Annotated in this window: 20 protein-coding genes; 5 read left to right on the top strand and 15 right to left on the bottom strand. The window is 65.4% G+C overall.

What is annotated here, in order from left to right; translation table 11 throughout:
• Positions 1–126: 126 nt before the first annotated feature.
• Positions 127–1,020, bottom strand: a complete 894-nt coding sequence (locus tag EN850_RS01960) for a DMT family transporter (RefSeq protein ID WP_127869688.1) — start codon at positions 1,018–1,020, stop codon at positions 127–129.
• A 91-nt stretch (positions 1,021–1,111) separates the two neighbouring features.
• On the opposite strand from EN850_RS01960, the gene EN850_RS01955 reads away from it, so the two are divergent.
• On the top strand, positions 1,112–2,038 hold the full coding sequence (locus EN850_RS01955) for a LysR substrate-binding domain-containing protein (protein ID WP_127278227.1): 927 nt from the start codon (positions 1,112–1,114) through the stop codon (positions 2,036–2,038).
• Positions 2,039–2,145: 107 nt separating this feature from the next.
• Here the strand turns inward: EN850_RS01955 and EN850_RS01950 are convergent, their stop codons facing one another.
• Positions 2,146–2,745: a hypothetical protein gene (locus EN850_RS01950; protein ID WP_136090484.1), complete on the bottom strand. Its 600-nt coding sequence runs from the start codon at positions 2,743–2,745 to the stop codon at positions 2,146–2,148.
• Between the two features lie 114 nt (positions 2,746–2,859).
• Between EN850_RS01950 and EN850_RS01945 the strand changes: the two genes are divergently transcribed.
• Positions 2,860–3,093: a DUF2093 domain-containing protein gene (locus EN850_RS01945; protein WP_127278225.1), complete on the top strand. Its 234-nt coding sequence runs from the start codon at positions 2,860–2,862 to the stop codon at positions 3,091–3,093.
• On the opposite strand, the gene lpxK is transcribed toward EN850_RS01945, so the two are convergent.
• The 6 genes from lpxK to EN850_RS01915 form a co-directional block, all read right to left on the bottom strand.
• Positions 3,090–4,115 carry a tetraacyldisaccharide 4'-kinase gene (gene lpxK / locus EN850_RS01940; RefSeq protein ID WP_136090483.1) on the bottom strand — a complete coding sequence of 342 codons (1,026 nt, stop codon included), beginning with the start codon at positions 4,113–4,115 and terminating at the stop codon, positions 3,090–3,092. The genes EN850_RS01945 and lpxK overlap by 4 nt on opposite strands.
• A 1-nt stretch (position 4,116) precedes the next feature.
• Entirely contained in the window at positions 4,117–5,433 is a 1,317-nt protein-coding gene (waaA, locus tag EN850_RS01935; RefSeq protein ID WP_127869690.1) for a lipid IV(A) 3-deoxy-D-manno-octulosonic acid transferase, read from the bottom strand.
• Entirely contained in the window at positions 5,430–6,221 is a 792-nt protein-coding gene (locus EN850_RS01930) for a lysophospholipid acyltransferase family protein (protein ID WP_136090482.1), read from the bottom strand. The genes waaA and EN850_RS01930 overlap by 4 nt, the downstream gene beginning before the upstream one ends.
• Before the next feature lie 5 nt (positions 6,222–6,226).
• Complete coding sequence (locus EN850_RS01925; protein ID WP_015318348.1) at positions 6,227–6,472, bottom strand: DUF4170 domain-containing protein; 246 nt, start codon at positions 6,470–6,472, stop codon at positions 6,227–6,229.
• Positions 6,473–6,548: 76 nt separating this feature from the next.
• On the bottom strand, positions 6,549–7,352 hold the full coding sequence (locus EN850_RS01920) for a 3'(2'),5'-bisphosphate nucleotidase CysQ (RefSeq protein WP_127280826.1): 804 nt from the start codon (positions 7,350–7,352) through the stop codon (positions 6,549–6,551).
• On the bottom strand, positions 7,339–8,682 hold the full coding sequence (locus EN850_RS01915) for a TldD/PmbA family protein (protein ID WP_136090481.1): 1,344 nt from the start codon (positions 8,680–8,682) through the stop codon (positions 7,339–7,341). The genes EN850_RS01920 and EN850_RS01915 overlap by 14 nt, the downstream gene beginning before the upstream one ends.
• A gap of 174 nt (positions 8,683–8,856) precedes the next feature.
• Here EN850_RS01915 and EN850_RS01910 point away from each other — a divergent pair, with 174 nt between their 5' ends.
• On the top strand, positions 8,857–9,273 hold the full coding sequence (locus tag EN850_RS01910) for a VOC family protein (RefSeq protein ID WP_127276730.1): 417 nt from the start codon (positions 8,857–8,859) through the stop codon (positions 9,271–9,273).
• A 26-nt stretch (positions 9,274–9,299) separates the two neighbouring features.
• Here EN850_RS01910 and epmA read toward each other — a convergent pair whose 3' ends face one another.
• Positions 9,300–10,346: an EF-P lysine aminoacylase EpmA gene (epmA, locus tag EN850_RS01905; RefSeq protein ID WP_135883604.1), complete on the bottom strand. Its 1,047-nt coding sequence runs from the start codon at positions 10,344–10,346 to the stop codon at positions 9,300–9,302.
• A gap of 232 nt (positions 10,347–10,578) precedes the next feature.
• Here epmA and efp point away from each other — a divergent pair, with 232 nt between their 5' ends.
• Complete coding sequence (efp, locus tag EN850_RS01900; RefSeq protein ID WP_127276735.1) at positions 10,579–11,148, top strand: elongation factor P; 570 nt, start codon at positions 10,579–10,581, stop codon at positions 11,146–11,148.
• Between the two features lie 81 nt (positions 11,149–11,229).
• Here the strand turns inward: efp and EN850_RS01895 are convergent, their stop codons facing one another.
• The 5 genes from EN850_RS01895 to EN850_RS01875 all read right to left on the bottom strand — a co-directional run bounded on the left by EN850_RS01895 (position 11,230) and on the right by EN850_RS01875 (position 17,621).
• Positions 11,230–12,096: a patatin-like phospholipase family protein gene (locus tag EN850_RS01895; protein WP_136090480.1), complete on the bottom strand. Its 867-nt coding sequence runs from the start codon at positions 12,094–12,096 to the stop codon at positions 11,230–11,232.
• Entirely contained in the window at positions 12,093–13,466 is a 1,374-nt protein-coding gene (locus EN850_RS01890; protein ID WP_246689130.1) for a pitrilysin family protein, read from the bottom strand. Before EN850_RS01890 ends, EN850_RS01895 begins: the two co-directional genes overlap by 4 nt.
• Before the next feature lie 5 nt (positions 13,467–13,471).
• A complete protein-coding gene (locus EN850_RS01885; protein ID WP_127276741.1) occupies positions 13,472–14,860 on the bottom strand; it encodes a pitrilysin family protein in 1,389 nt (462 codons plus the stop codon).
• A gap of 119 nt (positions 14,861–14,979) precedes the next feature.
• On the bottom strand, positions 14,980–15,534 hold the full coding sequence (gene rsmD / locus EN850_RS01880) for a 16S rRNA (guanine(966)-N(2))-methyltransferase RsmD (protein WP_136090479.1): 555 nt from the start codon (positions 15,532–15,534) through the stop codon (positions 14,980–14,982).
• Complete coding sequence (locus tag EN850_RS01875; protein ID WP_136090478.1) at positions 15,531–17,621, bottom strand: pseudouridine synthase; 2,091 nt, start codon at positions 17,619–17,621, stop codon at positions 15,531–15,533. The genes rsmD and EN850_RS01875 overlap by 4 nt, the downstream gene beginning before the upstream one ends.
• Before the next feature lie 180 nt (positions 17,622–17,801).
• Between EN850_RS01875 and EN850_RS01870 the strand changes: the two genes are divergently transcribed.
• Positions 17,802–18,251: a nucleoside deaminase gene (locus EN850_RS01870; protein ID WP_127276748.1), complete on the top strand. Its 450-nt coding sequence runs from the start codon at positions 17,802–17,804 to the stop codon at positions 18,249–18,251.
• Positions 18,252–18,287: 36 nt separating this feature from the next.
• On the opposite strand, the gene EN850_RS01865 is transcribed toward EN850_RS01870, so the two are convergent.
• Entirely contained in the window at positions 18,288–18,965 is a 678-nt protein-coding gene (locus EN850_RS01865) for a hypothetical protein (RefSeq protein WP_127276750.1), read from the bottom strand.
• Positions 18,966–19,254 lie beyond the last annotated feature (289 nt).

The following is a 19,254-nucleotide window of genomic DNA, read 5'->3' as shown; positions in this document are numbered from 1 at the left end:
CGCTGCGCTCCGCGATGACAATCCGCCAAGACCACGTGACGGTTGCCTTGCGTTGGGGCGGCCGTCAACTGGCGATGAAATCCGCGGTTCTTGATACGAGTCAGGGAAAGACCGCAACCTTTTGATTTAGCGTTTCAAATTCACCACGATAACGCCGCCGAGCGCCAGCGCGCCGCCGAGGATGCCGAGCAGCGTCGGCACTTCGCCCAGCCAGAAGAAGCCGATCAGCGCCGACATCGGCGAGACCAGGTACAAGAAGTTCGAAGCACGCGCCGCGGGCAGGCGCGACAGCGCGGTCGCCCAGGCCGCATAGGCGATCAGGCTTGGCACGATGCCGAGATAGATGACGGCGCCGAGGCCGGCGGTGTTGGCGACGGCGGCTTGCTGGAGAGCGGCGGGCAGGAAGGGCGCCAGGCAGAGCGCGCCGAGCACCATGTTGGACGCCGCGATGGTCAGCGGATGATGGTGGGCAAACAGCGGTTTCTGGACGATGGTGTTGACGGCCGAGCAGAGTGCCGAGCCGAGCACCAGCAGCGCGCCGGCATTGAAATGCAGGCCATGCCCGTCGGCGATGGCAATGATGCCGATGCCGGCGAAGGAAATGACCGTACCGATCCAGGCTATGCCGGAGAAACGCTCGCCAAGCAGCGCCATCGCCATGATGGCAGTGAAGATAGGGCTGACATTGATAATGAAGCCGGCGGCTCCAGCCGAGACGGTCAGTTCGCCGAAATTGAGCATCGCGGTGTAGAGCGCGACGAAGATGGCGCCGCCGAAGGCGAGGCGCCACAAATCACCGATCCGGGGCAGTGCCGGGCGCTTGACGGCAAGGTAGATCGCCGCCGGCACGGCGGCGATAGCAAAGCGCAGGGCGCCAAGCTCCAGCGGCTGGAAGGTGGCGAGTCCGGCACGGATCGCCGGGAAGGCGGAAGCCCAGCCGATCACCGTCAGCGCCACGGCGATGGCGGCCGTGGTGTCCATCCGCTGTGTCGAATTCAACGTGCCTGTCGTCGTGCTCATCTCTGTGCCCTCGGAATCTTCGAGTTTCGAGAGCAGAAAACGCCTTTCCGGGTCGATTGACAAACGACCAAATCGAGGGTCACCTGTGAGCATGGATCACAGCTCGAACACTATGCTGCCGCTGGAGACATTGCGCGCCTTCGACGCCGCGGCGCGCACGGGAAGCTTTTCGGCCGCCGCTGAAAAGCTCAACCTTACCCATGGCGCCGTCAGCCGGCAGATCGCCAAGCTCGAGGACTGGCTTGGTCTGAAGGTGTTCGAACGCGGCGCGCGCGGCGTGACGCTGACCAACGAAGGCAATCGCCTGCATCTCAGGACCACCGAAGCTTTCGCCCTGATCTCGGTCGATTCGGACCGCTGGGTGGAGCCGCGTGGCACCGCGGTGGTGCGTCTGGCCTCCATTCCATCGGTGAGCGGCCTATGGCTGATGCCGCGCATGGCAACGCTGGAAAACGACCCTACCCGCCTGCGCATCGTGCTCGACGTCGACAACCGTCAGGCCGATCTCGCCGACGAAGGCATCGATCTTTCGGTCCGCTGCGGTCGCGGCCGCATCCCGGGCCGCGTCTCGGTGCAACTGTTCGAGGAACATCTCTTCCCGATCGCCTCGCCAGACCTTGCACGGGAGATCGGCGGTGGTGACCCGGCCCGGCTGCTCAAATTCCCGCTGATCAACGATTCCGACGCGTCGGGCTGGCGTGCCTGGTTCGCCGCGCAGGACGTGGACTACCGGCCGCGCCCGCAGGACCGCCGCTTCGAGGACTACAATCTGGTACTCGATGCAGCAGCCCATGGCCTCGGCATCGCGCTAGCCCGGCCGCCGCTCACCGAGCACCAGATAGAATCGGGGCGCCTCGTCGCCGTCGACGATCGCACCACGCTCAATCCGGTTTCCTACTGGCTGGATCGTCCGGTCGGCCGGCCGCGCGCGGCCGCCGCCGATCTCGCCAGGCGCATTGCCGAACAGGCCGGGCTTGCTTCGGCAAGGCTGGAAGCTTTCCTGCAGGATGACGATTAGGCTCGAAGGCATCCGGCCATCGCCGGCCCGCTCTCAGGACATGCAGGCCAGTGCAACTCCCAGGAAAATGCGTGGCGGTTCCCTGTCGGAAATCGCGTGAACCCTGCTTAACGGAATAGCAAAAGCACGATCATGGTGGTCACGGCCGAGACGATGGCCGTCACAATCGATATCGTCCACAGCGACAACGGAGCTGGCTCGGATCGTGGAGCATGGCCAACAGGACGGACGGAGGCGCCGCGCGGTTGCGGTGCGTTGGCATTGGCCGCGACCAGGACCGCTGCGGAAGCGACGGCCGGCGAAAATGTGGACAGGGCCGGCGCCGCCGCCAGTTTGGGTGTGCTGTCAGTGGCCGTCGTCTTCGGCGGGGTGAAGCCGCGCGAAGCCTGATCGGTATCCGCCCCTGCCCCACCCGCCGAGGCTCGGGCCGGTGCATGGTGGGTGGCGTCAGATTCCATGACGGCCCGGTAAGCATCCTCGATCTCGGAGGACGACAGGCGTTGCGAGGTTTGAGCGGCCGGTCGCGGCAGCGAGCTTTGCAGCGCCTGGGTGGCGAACTGCGCCGATTGCACCATAGCGGGCGCCGGCGGCTGGACGAGCACCTTGACCAGCGCCGCGGTCGCTGGATCGGCCTTGGGCGAAGGCACCGGCTGGGGCGTGAGCGCTTCTCTCAGCAAAGACGGCATGCTTGCATTGGCGATGTCCATGGCGCTTCCTGACAACCATTGTGCCATAGGGCAATATTACATGAGCATTGCGCCAAGCTTGACCTTGCCCACGATTTATGGCGATTGAATCCCGATGAACTCAAGTGCCATTGCATGATGAACCGTTTCGAAGGCCCCGGCGGCAAGGAAGCCCGCATCCGCTACCTCGATGGCGATTTCCAGGTCACCAGCCCCGGCTCGTTCGTGCGCTGCGCGGTGACGGGCGAAAACATCCCATTGGACGAGCTGAAATACTGGAGCGTCGCCAGGCAGGAGCCTTATGTGAACGCCACTGCCTCGCTGCGCCGCGAAATCGAGATGCACCCGGAGTTGCGCAAACGGGGCTAGCCTTTCAGCTTGCGCTGCCGCCAGGCATCGAGCGTCTCCTCGATGATGCGTTCGGGCACGTGATCAAGCTCGAACACGGTGTCGATTTCCAGCACGTCGAGACGGTCGAGAAAATCCCGCGGGGCGCCGTGGCGCAACCGGGCGGCGTCCTTGGCGGTGGTGATCAGCCCTAGGCCTTCGGTCCGCGCCGTCGCGGCCAGTTCGGCGAGCTCGTCCTCGGCGTAGAAGTGATGATCCGGAAAGGGCCTGGACAGGATCACTTCGCCGCCGGCCTCGCGTACCGTGTCGAAGAACTTTTCGGGATGACCGATACCGGCAAAGGCCAGAAACCGCCTTCCGGCAAGCCCAGCCTTGCTGCTCGGCTCGGTGTGGGCCTCGAAGATCGGCCGGCCGGCACGCGCCGCCCGGCGGACCACGGCATCGGCAGCGGTGCCCTCGCCCATCTTCAACAGCCCGCTGGTGAAGACCAGTTGGTCGACGATCTTGGCCCTGAGCGGACCGCCCGGGATGACGCGGCCATTGCCGATCCCGTAGCGGGCATCGACGACGACCAGCGCATAATCGATATGGATGCGCGCGCTCTGGAAGCCGTCGTCCATGATCAGGAAATCGCAACCGTGTTTTTCGAGCAGCAGCCGGGCGCCGGCGGCTCGATTGGGCGTCACCGCCACCGGCGCGTGTTCGGCCAGCAGCAGCGGCTCGTCGCCGACATGCCTGGCGCTGTCGTGATCGGCATCCACGACATGCGGCTCGGCGAAAGAGCCGCCATGGCCGCGCGACAGGAAACCGGGCTTCAGCTGCATGCGCCTGGCCTGTTGGGCGAGCGCGATCGCCACCGGCGTCTTGCCGGTGCCGCCAACGGTGAAATTGCCGACGCACAAAACCGGCGCGTCGATCTTCTCGCGCCGGGCCCTGCGCATGCCGCGGCCAGCGGCCAGCGCGTAGACAGCCGACAGCGGGGACAGCGCCAGGACCTTCCAGTCCGGCTCTTCCCACCAGAATGGCGGTGCCTCGGTGGCCACGCTAACGCCCGTTCGCGCCTTTCAGGCGCGCCTTGACCACCAGCGGCTGGATATATGGTTCGAGCGATTTGAGCGTACGTGCCAGTGCGCCGCGCATCTCGTCGACGGTCGCGATCCCCGCCGCCATCATCTCGTGGCGCGCCACTTCGTTGGTCAGGAGGAAATTGACGGCGCCAGCCAGCATGTCGCGGTCGCGCACCAGCTTGGCGCCGCCGCTGTCGAGCAGGCGCTGATAGGCCTCGCGAAAATTCTGCACGTTGCGCCCGGCCAAAACGGCGGTGTCGAGCATGGCCGGCTCGAGCGGATTCTGGCCGCCTTCGGAGGTCAGCGAGCGGCCGACGAAAGCGATTTCGGTCAAGCGGAGGTACAAGCCCATTTCGCCGATCGTATCACCAAGCAGGATATCCGTGTCGGGTCCGATACGGTCGCCCTTGCTGCGCCGCGCGACCTTCAGCCCCATGCCGGAAATCTGCGCGGCAAGGGCTTCGGCCCGATCGGGGTGACGCGGAACGACGATCGTCAAAAGGCCGTGGTGACGCTTGTGCAGCGTCGCGTGGACTTCCGCCGCGACCACTTCCTCGCCATCATGGGTCGAGATCGCCGCCCAGGTCGGCCGATCGCCGATCTGCCGCTGCAAAATGCCGAGCGCGCGATCGTCGACCGGAGGCGGGTTGGTGTCGACCTTGAGGTTGCCCGACACCGTGACCGGCCGGGCGCCGAGCGCGCGAAACCGCTCGCCGTCGACGTCGGACTGGGCAACGACATGGGCCAGATTCTCGAACAGCGCCTCGGCGATGTTGGCCCGCTTCTTCCACGACGTGAACGAGCGATCGGAGAGCCTGCCATTGACCAGCACCTGCGGCACGTGGCGAGCACCGAGTTCGAGGATGGTCATCGGCCAGATCTCGGATTCGGCGATGATCGCCAGATCCGGTTTCCAGTGATCGAGGAAGCGGCTGACCGCCGGCTTCAGATCGAGCGGCACATATTGGTGGATGATGCGGTCGCCGAGCCGCTCGTCGACGACCTGGGCGGAGGTTACCGTGCCGGTCGTCAGCACGATGTTGACGCCGTAGTCGAGGATGCTTTCGACCAGCGGCACGACGGCCAAGGTCTCGCCGACGCTCGCGGCATGGATCCAGATCACCGGCCCCTCGGGGCGCGGCCGGCCGGCGACGCCGTAGCGCTCGCGGCGGCGGTTGCGGTCTTCCTTGCCGCGCGAAGTGCGCCAGGCGACATAGGGTCCGACCAGCGGATAGGCGGCCGCGCCGGCAAATCGATATGCCGACAGCATGGTGCGGGCCCAGCGGCCGCTCATCGAGGACCGTCCACGAGACGGTAGGCCTCGGCGGTCGCGGCGTTGAGGGCGGCCGTCACTTCCAAGCGCTTGCGTTCCATTTCGGCGTCGTCGGCATCCGCCGCCACGAAGATCGGCGCGCCGATGCTCACGGCGGAGCGGCCGAAGGGCAGGTTGATGGTGGTCTTGTCCCAGCTCTTTTCCAGCACCTTGCGGCGGCTGGTGGCTATGGCGACGGGCAGGAGCGGCCGGCCGGAGAGGCGAGCCAGGAGAACGATACCGAGCCCTGCATCGCGCGGGGTACCGTGGGGAATGTCTGCGATCATGGCAACGTTCTTGCCTGCGGTGAGCGACTTTTTGAGGGCGATCAGCGCCTTGGCCCCACCCTTGTCCAGATGCCTGGCATTGTCACGCCCACCCGAACCGCGCACCGCCTCGATGCCGAACTTCTCCAGCATCAGCGCGTTGAGTTCGGCATCAGCGCTGCGCGACACCATGGCAACCAGGGGTTTGCGCTTGGGGTAATAGGCCGGTGTCAAAAGATGCTGGCCATGCCACAGAGCAATGATACCCGGCTCGAACTCGGCGTAGGCGCCGCCCGAAAAGCGCGCCGATCCGGCGACCAGGGGGCTGGTCAGGCGAACCAGCCGCACGAACTGCGCGAGCAGGCTGGCAATGGCGTTCTTGACGAATCGAGACTGCGCGAGCGGCTCGCGAATGCGGCGCCAGAAGGCTTTGGTCGTGCGGCTGCCGCCCCTGCCCGTGGGCGCGGCCTCGCTGGCTGGCTGTTTCGCCAGATCATGCTCCATCGAGGTCAACCGGCGGCCTTGCTATCAGGATCCAGCAGGCGGTGCAGATGAACGACGAAATAACGCATATGAGCATTGTCCACGCTGGCTTGCGCCTTGGCTTTCCACGCAGTGTGCGCGGATTGATAGTCGGGATAGACGCCGACGATGTCGAGCGCGTCGAGATCCCTGAACTCGGTACCGCCAAGCTTCTTGAGTTCGCCGCCGAACACCAGATGCAAAAGCTGTTTCTTTCCGTCTTCCGCGGCCATGTCGGTCCTTCACATATCGTGAGTTTGTGACAGGTCTAGACCAAAGCCGCCGACTTTGGAACCTTCGAAAACGCTTTCAGGCATCCAGCCCGGCGATGACATCGACAAGCACCGCCAGCAGGTCCCCGCTGCCGGCTGCGAGCGCGCCGTGGCGGATCACCTCGCCGGCGTAGAGCGGCGCCCGGCCATTCGGATCCAGCAGCTGGCCGCCCGCCTCGCGCAGAATGAGATCGGCGGCTGCGATGTCCCAGTCATGCGCGTTCGGCTTGACGAACGTTGCGTCGAGCGTCCCGTTGGCGATCATCGCCAGGCGGTAGGCGAGCGAGGGGATGTAGGGTGCCCGCTGCAGCCGCTGCTGCCAGGCGGCAGGCACCAGGTCGATCAACTGCTTCAATCCTGAAATTTCAGCCTTGTCCCCAGGCTTGCGCACCGCGATGCGCTTGTCGTTGCGGAAGGCGCCCTGAGCGGGCAGCGCCGAGTAGGTCTCATCCATCGCCGGACATTCGAGCACCCCGGCGAGCGTGCGGCCATTCTCGACGACGGCAACGCTGACGCACCATGTCCGCTGGCCTTCGAGGAAGCCGCGCGTGCCGTCGATCGGGTCGACAACGAAGGTGCGGCGCGCCGAAAGCCGTGCCGGATCGTCGGCCGTCTCTTCCGACAGCCAGCCATAATCCGGCCGTGCCGCAAGCAGCGTCTGGCGCAGGTACGCATCGGCGGCATGATCAGCTTCGCTGACCGGCGAGGTGCCGCCCTTCATCCAGACCTGCGGATTGTTGCCGAAGTAGCGCATGGCGATAAGACCGGCCTCGCGGGCGGCGTCACGCAGCAGCGGCAAGTCCTGATCGGCACCGGCAGTGGTCAGGTCATGCTCCGGCAAGGGTCATGCCTTCTATCAGGAGCGTCGGGGCCGCGGTGCCGAAATTGCGGTCGAGGTCATTGGCCGGCACCATGTTGAGGAACATCGTCTTCAGGTTCGAGGCGATGGTGACTTCGGCGACCGGATAGGCGAGCGCGCCATTTTCGATCCAGAAGCCCGAGGCGCCGCGACTGTATTCGCCGGTGAGCATGTCCACGCCTTGGCCGAACACTTCGGTGACGTAGAAGCCGGTCTTGAGCGAGCCGATCAAATCCTCCGGCGAGCGCTCGCCCGCCTCGATGGCAAGGTTCGTCGACGACGGCGAGACGGAGGAGCCGCCGCGCGCGCCGCGACCGTTGGTGACAAGGCCGAGCTCCCGCGCCGCCGACGTCGACAGGAACCAGTGGTTGAGGACACCCTTTTCAATCATCAGGAGCCTCTCGCCCTCGACGCCTTCGCCATCGAATGGACGCGAGGCCTGGCCACGGCGCCGCAACGGCTCGTCGGTGACGGTGATGGCGGCAGCGGCCACCTGCTTGCCCATCATGTCGCGCAGGAACGAGGTTTTTCGCGCAACGGAAGCACCGTTGATGGCGCCGGCGATATGGCCGGCAATGCCGCGCGCGACGCGCGGGTCGAACACCACGTCGACCGGTCCGGTCGCCGCCTTGCGCGCGCCAAGACGACGCACGGCCCGTTCGCCGGCCATGCGGCCGATATCCTCGGGCGCGTCGAGATCGGCAAAATGCTGGCGCGAGGAGAATTCATAGTCGCGCTCCATGCCGGTGCCCTCGCCGGCAATGACGCTGGCCGAGCGCGAAAAGCGCGAGGCGACATACTGGCCGAGAAAGCCGTGCGAGGTGGCCAGAACCATCCCGCCCAGCCCGGCGCTGGCATTGCTGCCGGACGAATTGGTCACGCCCTTGACGGCGAGAGCCGCCGCTTCGGCCGCAAGGGCCGCTTCCTTCAACTGGTCGGCCGACACTTCGGTCGCGTCGAACAGGTCCAGGTCGCGCGTCTGCCTGGCGAGCAGCGCAGGGTCGGCAAGACCCTGGTAGGGATCCTCGGGAGACACCTTGGCCATGGCAACGGCACGCTCGGCAAGCGCCTTCGGATCGGACGCGGCGGTGGCCGATACGCTGGCCACACGCTGGCCGACGAAGACCCGCAGCCAAACATCGTCGCCCTCGGATGCTTCGGTGTTTTCGACCTTGCCAAGCCGCACCGAAACACCGGTCGAGCGGCCACGCACCGCGACGGCGTCCGCGGCATCGGCGCCAGCGCGTTTGGCGGCCTCGACCAGGGCCGCGACGCGGTCCGTCAATTTCGCGGCGTCGAGCTTGTCGGTCATGCACTTGATCCTGTTTCTTCAGCCTGTCCGGAAGGCAGGTGCTGCCGCACCATCTATTGTTCCAATGCCGCTTGTGCAATGGCAGAAGGGCAATCAGGATGTCGCGACCAAATCGCCATCGAAGCGCCCGCCAGGAGCGGACGCCGCAGTTTTTGCCTATCTGGAGCCTTCGCCATGACGCCTTTCCATCTTGCCTTTCCGGTTCGTGATCTCGATGAAACGCGAACTTTCTATGGCGAGGTGCTGGGCTGCGCGATCGGCCGCTCGTCGGCGACCTGGGTCGATTTCGACCTTTATGGCCACCAGATGTCGGCGCATCTGCGGCCGCAGGCCGCGCAAGCCGCCAGTGACGGCAAGGTCGACGGCATTTTGGTGCCGATTCCGCATTTCGGCGCTGTCCTCTTGATGGATGACTGGCAGCGCCTGGCGACGCGGCTGGAAGCGCGCGACGACATAGACTGGCTGGAGCGGCCAATGGTCCGCTTCCAGGGCGAGCCCGGCGAACAGGCGACGCTGTTTATTCGCGACCCATCAGGCAACGCCCTGGAATTCAAGGGTTTTCGCTCACTGGAGCAGGTTTTCGCGCATTGAAAAGAGAGCCTGGTAGCGGCTCTCGTTCAAGATGCCGCGACGGGTGTCCAGATAACGTCCTCGATCTTCTGCGCGCCGGTCGCCAGCATCGCCAGGCGGTCGAAGCCGAGCGCGATGCCGCTGGCCTGCGGCATGATGGCAAGGGCAGCCAGGAAATCCTCGTCCAGCGGGTAGCGCTCGCCATAGATGCGCTCCTTCTCGTCCATCTCGATGATAAAGCGCCGGCGCTGCTCGGCCGCGTCGGTCAACTCGCCAAAGCCGTTGGCGAGCTCGACACCGCAGCAATAGAGTTCGAACCGTTCGGCGACGCGTGGATCCCCGGGGCTCGGACGGGCGAGCGCCGCCTCGGCGACCGGATATTCGCACAGGATGGTCGCCCGCCCCTGCCCGAGGAACGGCTCGATCTTTTCCACCATCACGCGGCTGAACAAATCCGCCCAGGTGTCGTCGGGCGCTGTGCGCAGGCCGGCTTGGACCAGCGCGGCATGAAGCGCGTCCCGGTCCGTGCCGCCGTCGACGGCGACCGTGGCCAGCAGATCGATGCCGGCATGGTGGCTGAAGGCGTCCGCCACGGTCAGCCGCTCCGGTTTGGCGAACGGATCGCAATCGCGGCCACGGAAGGAAAAGCGCGTGGCCCCTGCCCGTGTCGCGGCCAGCGCCAGCAGATCGGCGCAGTCGCGCATCAGGCTTTCGTAGGTTTCGCCCACCCGGTACCATTCGAGCATGGTGAATTCGGGATGGTGCAAAGGACCGCGCTCGCGGTTGCGGTAGACCGGACCCAGGCTGAAAATGCGCTGCTCCCCCGCGGCAAGCAGTTTCTTGCAGGCGAATTCCGGCGAGGTGTGGAGATAAAGCGGCGAGCGGACGCCATCCGGCCCTACCGCTTCCGTGGCGAAAGCCGCCAGATGTGCCTCGTTGCCGGGCGAGACCTGCAGCGCCGCCGTCTCCACCTCGATGAAGTCGTTACCGGCGAACCAGTCGCGCAAGGCCGCCGTCAGCTTGTTGCGCAGCATAAGGCGCGGGCGGCGATCGGCGTGGACATGCGGCGTCCACCAGGGCGACGCGGCGGTCATGAGCGGATTGAAGGCATGGCGGTGCGCCCCATGTCAGTTCGCCCCCCATGCAGTTCGCCCGCATGCCAGTTCGCCCCATGCCAGTTCGCCCGCATGCCAGTTCGCCCCATGCCAGTTCGCCCCATGCCAGTTCGCATTGGGGGGCTGGCGGTTCGCGCCAAGATGCGCTAGGCCCCCATCCAGCGCCGCACAAGCCGGCAAACGCCAGTCAACTCTTGCAGGATTTAAAACCGTGGTGAAAGTCATCGCCAGTTCGCTCCGCAAAGGCAATGTCGTCGACAAGGACGGCAAGCTTTATGTGATCCTCTTTGCCGAAAACATTCACCCAGGCAAGGGCACGCCCGTGACCCAGCTCGACATGCGGCGCATCGGCGACGGGGTGAAGGTGTCGGAGCGCTACCGCACCACCGAGCAGGTGGAGCGTGCCTATGTCGAGGAGCGCGAGCACACCTTCCTCTACGCCGACGGCGAAGGCTATCACTTCATGAACCCGGAAACCTACGACCAGGTGGCGGTGACGGAAGCCGTGGTCGGCGACGCAGCCCCCTATCTGCAGGAAGGCATGCCGGTGCAGGTGTCGCAGTTCAACGGCATCGCGATCGCCCTGGTGCTGCCGCAGCGCGCCACCTTCGAAGTGGTCGACACCGAGCCGACGACCAAGGGCCAGACGGCGTCGTCCTCCTACAAGCCGGCCGTGCTTTCCAACGGCGTGCGCACCACCGTGCCGCCGCACATCGCGCCTGGCACCCGCGTGGTGGTGATGACCGCCGACGGGTCCTATGTGGAGCGGGCGAAGGACTGAGGGTAAGCCCTCGGCACTGCTTCACCGCCGAGGCGGCACAAACAACCCTCACGGTCTTGCAGACGTAGTCGCTGATAGCGATCACGCTTTGGCTGCAACCCTTCTTTTTTTCGCTTTGGCGGAGCGCTGTTCAACTGCGGCCTCCACCTCCCGCTTCAGCCGATCCTTGATGTCCGCCGTCTCGTTCATCAAGGCGTCGATCTTCAGGAAATCGAGCACCCGGTATTTGGACACCGCCGGGCGGACCAGTATGTCGGGCTGGCACTGTTTCAGCTTGTTGGCGATGATCGACTGCATCATCAGCTGCGTGGCGCCGAACATCAGGTCGACTGAGGTCGGCTGTTTGCGGTCGGCCTCTTCCGGCGCGCCGACCACGTCGACGCCGATGATGATGTCGGCATCCTTCTCGATCAGGTCGAACGGCACGGGGTTGTAGATGCCGCCGTCGATCAGCAGCCTGCCGTCGCGCGTCACCGGGCGGAAGACGGCGGGAATGGCGGCCGAAGCGGCAAGGGCCGAGTGCAGGTCGCCGTCGTCGAAGACAGCGAGCTTGTGGCCGAAATAGTCCGTCGCCGTCACCTTCAGCGGGATTTTCAATTCGGCGAAGGTTTCGGGAATGGCCTCGGGCAGAAACGCCTTGAGGATGCGTTCGACATTGAACTGGCTGACGCGGATACCATTTTGCATGGCCTCGGCGATCGTGCCCGGCCGCGCCCGCCACATGCGGCTCGCCACCTCGGCGCGGCGGCCAAGGATCGAGCGGGCATAGTCGTGGATATCCTTGCCGGTCATGCCGGCGGCCATGCCGGCGCCCATGATGGCGCCGATCGACGAGCCGGCTATCGCCACCGGCTTGATGCCAAGCTCGTCCAGCGCCTCGATGACATGGATATGCGCCAGGCCGCGCGCGCCGCCGCCGCCGAAAGCTATGCCAAAGGTGGGGCTCATCCCTTGCCTGCTCCCGCCAGTGGAGGCCCGATCACCATGATGGTCGGCTCCGCCGTCAGCAGCTTCTTCGCCGCCGCCTTGACCTGATCCAACGTCACCGCGTTGATGTAACCGCTGCGGCGCTGCATGTAGTCGATGCCGAGATCGTCGAGCTGCAGCTCGACCAGCGTCGCGGCGATGGAACTCGACGAATCCAGATTGTTGATCGCATAGGCGCCGATCAGATATTTCTTGGTCGCCGCCAGTTCGGCCTCGGTCGGGCCGTCCTCGGCCAGCCGCTTGACGACGTCGCGCACGATGCCGAGCGTCTCGGCGGCGCGGTCGGAACGCGTTCCGGTGGTGACGATCAGTGCGTCGGCGTGGTCCTGGTTTACCAGCGAGGAATTGACGCTGTAGGCCAGCCCGCGCTTTTCGCGCACCTCTTGGAACAGGCGCGAGGTGAAGGTGCCGCCGCCAAGGATTTCGTTCATCAGCGCGGCCGGGAAGAAATCCGGCGACGTGCGCTTCACGCCGGGCCACGCGAGCTGCAGCGAGGTCTGCGGCAGGTCGTAATTGACCTCGATATGCTGCGCCAGCCTGGGCTCGATATCGCCGACAGGGGCGAGCGCCTGGTTCGGCGGCAGATCGCCGAACACCATGTCCAGCTTCTTCTTCAGCGTCTCGGCGTCGATGGCGCCGACCACGGCGACATGCAGGCCGCCGCGCGCGAATACCGCCTTGTGCAGGGCCTTGAGATCGGCCTGAGTGATGGCGGCGACGCTCTGCCTGGTGCCCTGATCGGAGCGCGAATAGGGGTGGTCGCCATAGACGGCGCGCGCCCATCGGTTCTGCGCCACCGTGTCTGGGTCGTTCTCGTTGGCGATGATGCCGGACAGGACCTGGGCGCGGATGCGGTCGATCGGCGCCTGGTCGAAGCGCGGCTCGTTGACCGCCAGCCGCAACAGGTCGAAGGCTTCGTCGCGCTGTTCGGCCAGCATGCGCATGGAGCCGTAGATGCCATCGCGGGTCTCGTCGAAGCTCATCTCGGCGCCGGCATCGTCGAGCCTGATTTGGAAAGCTTCCGAATCGAGAGTGCCGGCGCCTTCGTCGAACAGACCGGTCATCAGATTGGCCAGCCCTTCCTTGCCCGGCGGATCCTGAGTCGAGCCGCCGCCGAAGACGAGGCGGATGGCGACAACCGGCACGGAATAGTCCTCGACCAGCCAAGCCGTGACGCCCTTCGGCGAGGTGACGGACTGGATCTCCATGGCGCGGGCGGCAAGCGCCGGCAGGACCAGGAAGAGGATGGAGAGGAAGAGGGTCGCGAGGGCGTGCAGGGCCTTCCCTTCTCTCCGTGTGAGAGAAGGGAAAGCGCGGAGATGCTCATTCATCATCATCAATTCCCCGCCTGTTGCTGCGGCAAGAGATAGCCTGACGTCGAGCGGGCCGGCACAAGATAGCGCGCGGCAACGGCCTTGACCTCGTCGGTTGTGACCTTGCGGATGCGATCCGGCCATTGCTGCACGTCCTGGACATTGCCGCCGGTGGCGAGCGTCGAGCCATAGATGTTGGCCATGGAATCCTGCTTGTCGCGGGCAAAGATCATCGACCTGACATAGCGGTCCTTGGCTTTTTCGAGCTCATCCGATGTGACGCCATCGCTGGCGATGCGCGCCACCTCCGCATCGACCGCGGCTTCGACGTCGGCCAGCTTGGCGTCGCCGCGCGGCGCGCCATAGACGGTGAAATTGGTGTCGTCGAGCATGGTGCCCTGGAAGTAAGCGCCGGCGCTGGAAGCGATGCCCTGCTTGACGACAAGCGCCTGGTAAAGCCGGCTGCGGTTGCCGCCGCCGAGAATCTCGGCGAGCAGATCGAGCGCTTCGGCCTCACCCGGCTTGGCGGTGTGATAGGAAGGCACGACCCATTGCGTCGAGAAACTCGGCACGCTGACGCGGGCGTCGGAGAGCGTGACGGTGCGCCTGGTATTCTGCTCCGGTTCGACCGGGCGCACCCGCGGCGGCAGATCCGGTCCGCGGGCCACCTTGCCGTAGGTCTTCTCGGCCAGCGCCTTCACCGTTTCCGGTTCGACGTCGCCGGCCACGATCAGCACGACGTTGTTGGGCCGGTAGTACTTGTTGTAGAAGGCGACGGCGTCGGTGCGGTTCAACTGCTCCATCTCCTGCATCCAGCCGATGACCGGAATGCGATATGGCTGGTTCTGCCACAGTGTGGCATCGACCTCCTCGTCGAGCACGGCCTGCGGATTGTTGTCGATGCGCGAGCGGCGCTCCTCCAGGATCACGTCGCGCTCGGTCTTGATGACGTCGTCGGTGAGGATGAGGTTGCGCATGCGGTCGGCTTCGAAGCTCATCATCAGCTCGAGATCCGACGGGGCCACCGTCTCGTGGAAAGCGGTGTAGTCATAGGAGGTGAAGGCGTTGTTGGAGCCGCCAATGTCGGAGACGGCGCGATCGAACTCGCCGGCCGCGTGATGAGCTGTCGCCTTGAACATCAGATGCTCGAAGAAATGGGCGATGCCGGATTTGCCCGGCGGCTCGTCGGCGCTACCGATCTTGTACCAGACCATATGGGTGACGATCGGCGCGCGGTGATCGGGAATGACGACCACTTCCATGCCGTTGTCGAGCAGGAAGTCCGTGACCTTGAACTCGGCCGGCAGAGTCTTGGGCGACGCAGAACTGTCGGCCAGGACAGGCCCGGCGATGAACAAGGCCAGCGAGGTCGCCAGCAGCGCCGGCCGCAGCCATTCAGTCCTGGATGTCATCGATGGCTCCGGTTTTCATGCAGCGACGATAGGCAAGGCGCTGGCGACAAGCAAAGTGAATTGTTGGTCATCTTGCCGGCAAAGGCGGCGGCAAAGAGGCCACTGCTGAAGCGGTCCTGTCAGGCAGCCTCGATGAAGCGGATGACGGTCTCGCCATAGTTGCGCTCATCGAGCACGGAAAAGCCCGGGCCTGGCTCGAAGGGAACCGCCGCCGTCTCCTCGACCACACAGAGCGCGCCGGGGCGCAGCCAGCCGCCATCCTTGGCGGACCGCAGGGCGCGCTCGCCAAGGCCCTTGCCGTAGGGCGGATCGGCAAAGACGAGACCGAACGGCGCCAGCGTGCCCGCCTCGCCAAGGCCGGTTGCATCGCGGCGGAAGATCTTGGTGTGTCCGGTCAGGCCGAAGGCCTCGACATTGTCGCGGATCAGGCCCCGGCCTTCGGCCGATTCCTCGATGAACACGCCATAGGATGCCCCGCGCGACAGGGCTTCCAAACCAAGCGCGCCGGTGCCGGCGAACAGGTCGAGCACGCGCGCGCCCTCCACTTGCCCGGCGAAGCGATGCGCCAGAACGTTGAAGACGGCCTCGCGGGTCCGGTCGGTCGTCGGGCGGATAGCGCTGCTGCGGGGCGTCGCCAGCGGACGCCCGCGAAACTCACCGCCGACGATTCTCATCTTGTGCGGGGACCCTTGGGGCCGCCGCGCGGCCGCTCACCGCCACCGGCGCCTCCTGGACGCTCGCCACGCGGCTTGCCGAATGGCTTCGCACCGCCTGGTTTGTCGGCGGGCTTGCCATATGACGGCTTGAACGAGGCCTTGCGCGCTTTGTTCTCGGCCGCCTTGGCCGCATCGGCCTCCGCCCTGCCCTTGCCGATCGGCCGGGCTCCCGGCGCCATCCAGACATTGGCCTTGCGCTGGCCTGGCGGCTCGATCGGCCGTTGCTCGCGTTCGGATTTCTTGCCGCCGCGAGGCTTGTCACCGAATCCGCCGCGCGGCTTGTCGCCGAAACTTCCACGCGGCTTATCGCCAAAGCCGCCACGCTCCGGTCGCGGACCGCGATCGCCGAAGCTCTTTTCTGCTCTCTCGCCTCTGTCGGGACTCGTCGACAGTTTGCCGAGCGCCTCGTCGCGGCTGCCTTCCCGGCGTTTGCGGTTCTTGATCAGCCCGCCCTCGCCGATCGGCCGTCGCTCGCCGTCTCGCGTAAACTTCGGCCGTTCGGGCTCGGCCTCGCGGACTTCGGTGCGCCGCACGGGCTGGTTGGAAAACGGTTTTGTTATCTCGGCGTCGAAATTGGCGCCGGATTCCTCGACCAGGCGCTCGCCAAGCTGGTCGCGCAGCACTCGGCCCTTGATCTCCAGCACATGACCTTCGGGGAGATCCTCGAGCTGGAACGGGCCGTAGGAGATGCGGATCAGCCGCGTGACGTCGAGGCCGAGCGCGCCGAGGATGTTCTTGACCTCACGGTTCTTGCCCTCGCGCAAGCCGATCGTCAGCCAGGCATTGGAGCCCTGCTCGCGATCGAGGCTGGCTTCGATGGCGCCGTAGAAAACGCCGTCGACGGCAATGCCTTCGCGCAGGCCGGCGAGCGCGCTTTCCTCGACCTTGCCGTGGACGCGCACGCGGTAGCGGCGCAGCCAGCCGGTGGCCGGCAGTTCGAGCACGCGCGACAGGCCGCCATCATTGGTCAGCAGCAGCAGGCCTTCAGTGTTGATATCGAGCCGGCCGATGGTCATCAGCCGCGGCAGCTCGGCCGGCAGCACGTCGAAGACGGTCTTGCGGCCTTCGGGGTCGCGGTTGGTGGTGACGACGCCGGCCGGCTTGTGGAACAGGAACAGGCGCGTGCGTTCGATCGGCGGGATTTCCATGCCGTCGAGATGGATGATGTCATTGGGCATGACGTTAAACGCCGGCGAGGCCAGCACCCGGCCATTGACCTTGACGCGGCCGGCGGCGATCAGTTCCTCGGCATCGCGGCGCGAGGCGAGCCCGGCGCGTGCCAGCCGCTTGGCGATGCGCTCGCCGGCTTCTTCGGTTCCTTCGGCTGGTCGCGGACGTGGCTTGAAGCCACCGCCCGATGCACCCTGGGGCCGATCACCGAAATCACGCTTGGGTCTGTCGCCTCCAAAGTCGCGCTTTGGACGGTCAGCAAAATCCCGCTTCGGACGATCTGTGAAATCACGCTTGGGACGGTCAAAGCGCTTTTCGCCGCCGTCGGCCGAAGCAGAAAACGGACGGTCGCCGCGCGGCGCGTAGGGTTTGCGCGGGCCTTCACGCTTCTCATAAGGCTTGCGTTCGCCTTCGGCCGCCATGGGACGGTCGCCACGCGGGGCATAGGGTTTGCGCGGCCCTTCACGCTTCTCATAAGGCTTGCGCTCGCCTTCGGCGGCGATCGGACGCTCGCCGCGCGGGGCATAGGGCTTGCGCGGCCCCTCGCGCTTTTCATAAGGCTTGCGCTCGCCTTCGGCCGCCATCGGACGGTCGCCGCGAGGCGCGTAGGGCTTGCGCGGGCCTTCGCGCTTTTCGTAAGGCTTGCCTTCTGGGCGCGGTCCCTTGCTGAACGGCCTGTCACCGCCCTTGAAGTCCCGCTTCGGCCGGTCCCCATCGGCGGCCATCGGCCGATCGCCACGCGGAGCATAAGGCTTTTTCGTACCAAAGGACGGCTTCCCGCCCTTGCTGGCGTCGCGGCCACGTGCACCTGCCGATTTCGGGCCACTCCTGCCCGGGCCGCCTTTGCGCGGAGATTTCTTGTCGTTGTCGTCCATGTGGCCTTTGTCCGTTTGCGCTGCTACAGCGTGGCACATCCGTTCGGCGCGCAACGAACGCTGTAGCATTTTTGATTTGGCGCATGATCATTCCCGAAAATCGAGTCCGATTTTCGGGTTGATGCGCTCCATAACAGGATCACCGCCGGGTGGCGAGGATATAATGGGAAGACAAACCGCTTGAAGAGGCCGGATTTCATGGCGCTGGCGCTGCAGGAGGCCGAAGCTGCGGCCTTGCGCGGCGAAGTGCCGGTCGGCGCGGTGATCGCCAATGGCGGCACGGTCATTGCCAGTGCCGGGAACCGCACGCGCGAGCTTGCCGACCCGACGGCGCACGCAGAGATGCTGGTGATCCGTGAAGCCTGCGGCAAACTCTCGAGCGAGCGGCTCACCGGCCACGATCTTTATGTGACACTGGAACCTTGCGCCATGTGCGCCGGAGCCATCTCCTTCGCCAGGCTGCGCCGTCTCTATTTCGGCGCCGCCGACGAAAAGGGCGGCGCCGTGGTCAACGGCGTACGCTTCTTCACTTCTTCGACCTGCCATCACACACCCGATATCTATCCGGGCATGGCCGAAACCGAAGCGGGCCTGCTGCTGAAGGATTTTTTCAGGGGGCGTCGAGACTGAGCCAAGGCCGCGCACGACAAGGCGGCGCGACTGTTCTTACAGCGACGGCAACCAGTCGAACCAGCCGCCCTTCTTGCCCTCGGCCTTTGCCTTGAGGCGGCGCTCCTTCTTGTACTCGTCTTCGCCGAGTTCGTTCTGCGGCGCGGCATCGGAGGCGACACGGTAGGGCAATGGCGGCTCGCTGAGATATTTACGCGTGTTGGGGTCGCCCTGCTTGCTTTCGGCAAGGCGGCGCTGGATTTCGGCAGCGCGGCCCTTGTCGGAATCGGCGGGTTTCCACGCCGGCGGGTGGCTGGATCCTGATTCAGCCATCGCCCTTTTCACCGAAGCCGGATCCGTCTGCACGTCGTCGACGATCTCCGCCTGGTAGGCTGGGTCATTCTGGTGCGCGGTGGCGTCGGCGCGCAGGCGCGCGCGGCGCTGCTCGGGCGATTCGGGCCAGCCGGCGTTCGCCGTCTGAATGCTTTCCTGCGGGGCAGGCAGCGCTTCCTTCTGGCCGGGTGCCGGCTTCACCAGAGTGGGACGCGGCTTGTAGTCGATCGGGTCCTTGTGCTTCGGCGCGAAGGAAACGGCGCCTGTCAGATCGCCGGCCAACTGTTCGGCAGCGGTCTTGTCGGTGCCATAGGTCGGAGAGCCCATGCAGCCGGACAAAGCGAGGCCCGATACGACAAGCGGCGCCAACAGCGCAAGGCGCGCGTTATATCTCTCGGTCATGCCAAAAAGTCCCACTCTAGACAGCCTCTCGATCGCACCGGCTTTGTATCCGGTCCCCATCGTGCAAGCACTTGCGACGGAAATCCGGCGACAATTTGTCTTCCGGAGTTTCGCGTGTTTACCTCAACCACTCGTTAAGGGCAACGCGCGGCCAGATCTCCACCGTTCGGCGTGGCATTTGTGCACTTCTTTGATCTGGTGCCTGTCGTTTGTCCCAAAACCGCTGCGCACTTTTGGGCGACAGGCACGCGCTTGATCTGGTGCCTGTCGTTTATCCCAAAACCGCTAC

The sequence above is a fragment of the Mesorhizobium sp. M8A.F.Ca.ET.207.01.1.1 genome, from assembly GCF_004794715.1.
In the GTDB taxonomy this organism is placed as follows: Bacteria; Pseudomonadota; Alphaproteobacteria; order Rhizobiales; family Rhizobiaceae; genus Mesorhizobium.
The sequence above is the reverse complement of the archived record's forward strand: the minus strand, read 5'-3'. Positions and strand labels throughout refer to the sequence as shown.

Excerpts from the sequence above, each read along its gene's own strand:
- EN850_RS01930 (WP_136090482.1), bottom strand. The coding sequence starts at position 6,221 with ATGGAGCATGATCTGGCGAAACAGCCAGCCAGCGAGGCCGCGCCCACG.
- waaA (WP_127869690.1), bottom strand. The coding sequence starts at position 5,433 with ATGAGCGGCCGCTGGGCCCGCACCATGCTGTCGGCATATCGATTTGCC.
- EN850_RS01885 (WP_127276741.1), bottom strand. The coding sequence starts at position 14,860 with ATGACATCCAGGACTGAATGGCTGCGGCCGGCGCTGCTGGCGACCTCG.
- EN850_RS01910 (WP_127276730.1), top strand. The coding sequence starts at position 8,857 with ATGACGCCTTTCCATCTTGCCTTTCCGGTTCGTGATCTCGATGAAACG.
- EN850_RS01915 (WP_136090481.1), bottom strand. The coding sequence starts at position 8,682 with ATGACCGACAAGCTCGACGCCGCGAAATTGACGGACCGCGTCGCGGCC.
- EN850_RS01960 (WP_127869688.1), bottom strand. The coding sequence starts at position 1,020 with ATGAGCACGACGACAGGCACGTTGAATTCGACACAGCGGATGGACACC.
- EN850_RS01925 (WP_015318348.1), bottom strand. The coding sequence starts at position 6,472 with ATGGCCGCGGAAGACGGAAAGAAACAGCTTTTGCATCTGGTGTTCGGC.
- EN850_RS01945 (WP_127278225.1), top strand. The coding sequence starts at position 2,860 with ATGATGAACCGTTTCGAAGGCCCCGGCGGCAAGGAAGCCCGCATCCGC.
- EN850_RS01955 (WP_127278227.1), top strand. The coding sequence starts at position 1,112 with ATGGATCACAGCTCGAACACTATGCTGCCGCTGGAGACATTGCGCGCC.
- EN850_RS01875 (WP_136090478.1), bottom strand. The coding sequence starts at position 17,621 with ATGGACGACAACGACAAGAAATCTCCGCGCAAAGGCGGCCCGGGCAGG.
- EN850_RS01950 (WP_136090484.1), bottom strand. The coding sequence starts at position 2,745 with ATGGACATCGCCAATGCAAGCATGCCGTCTTTGCTGAGAGAAGCGCTC.
- EN850_RS01865 (WP_127276750.1), bottom strand. The coding sequence starts at position 18,965 with ATGACCGAGAGATATAACGCGCGCCTTGCGCTGTTGGCGCCGCTTGTC.
- epmA (WP_135883604.1), bottom strand. The coding sequence starts at position 10,346 with ATGACCGCCGCGTCGCCCTGGTGGACGCCGCATGTCCACGCCGATCGC.
- rsmD (WP_136090479.1), bottom strand. The coding sequence starts at position 15,534 with ATGAGAATCGTCGGCGGTGAGTTTCGCGGGCGTCCGCTGGCGACGCCC.
- EN850_RS01890 (WP_246689130.1), bottom strand. The coding sequence starts at position 13,466 with ATGAATGAGCATCTCCGCGCTTTCCCTTCTCTCACACGGAGAGAAGGG.
- EN850_RS01895 (WP_136090480.1), bottom strand. The coding sequence starts at position 12,096 with ATGAGCCCCACCTTTGGCATAGCTTTCGGCGGCGGCGGCGCGCGCGGC.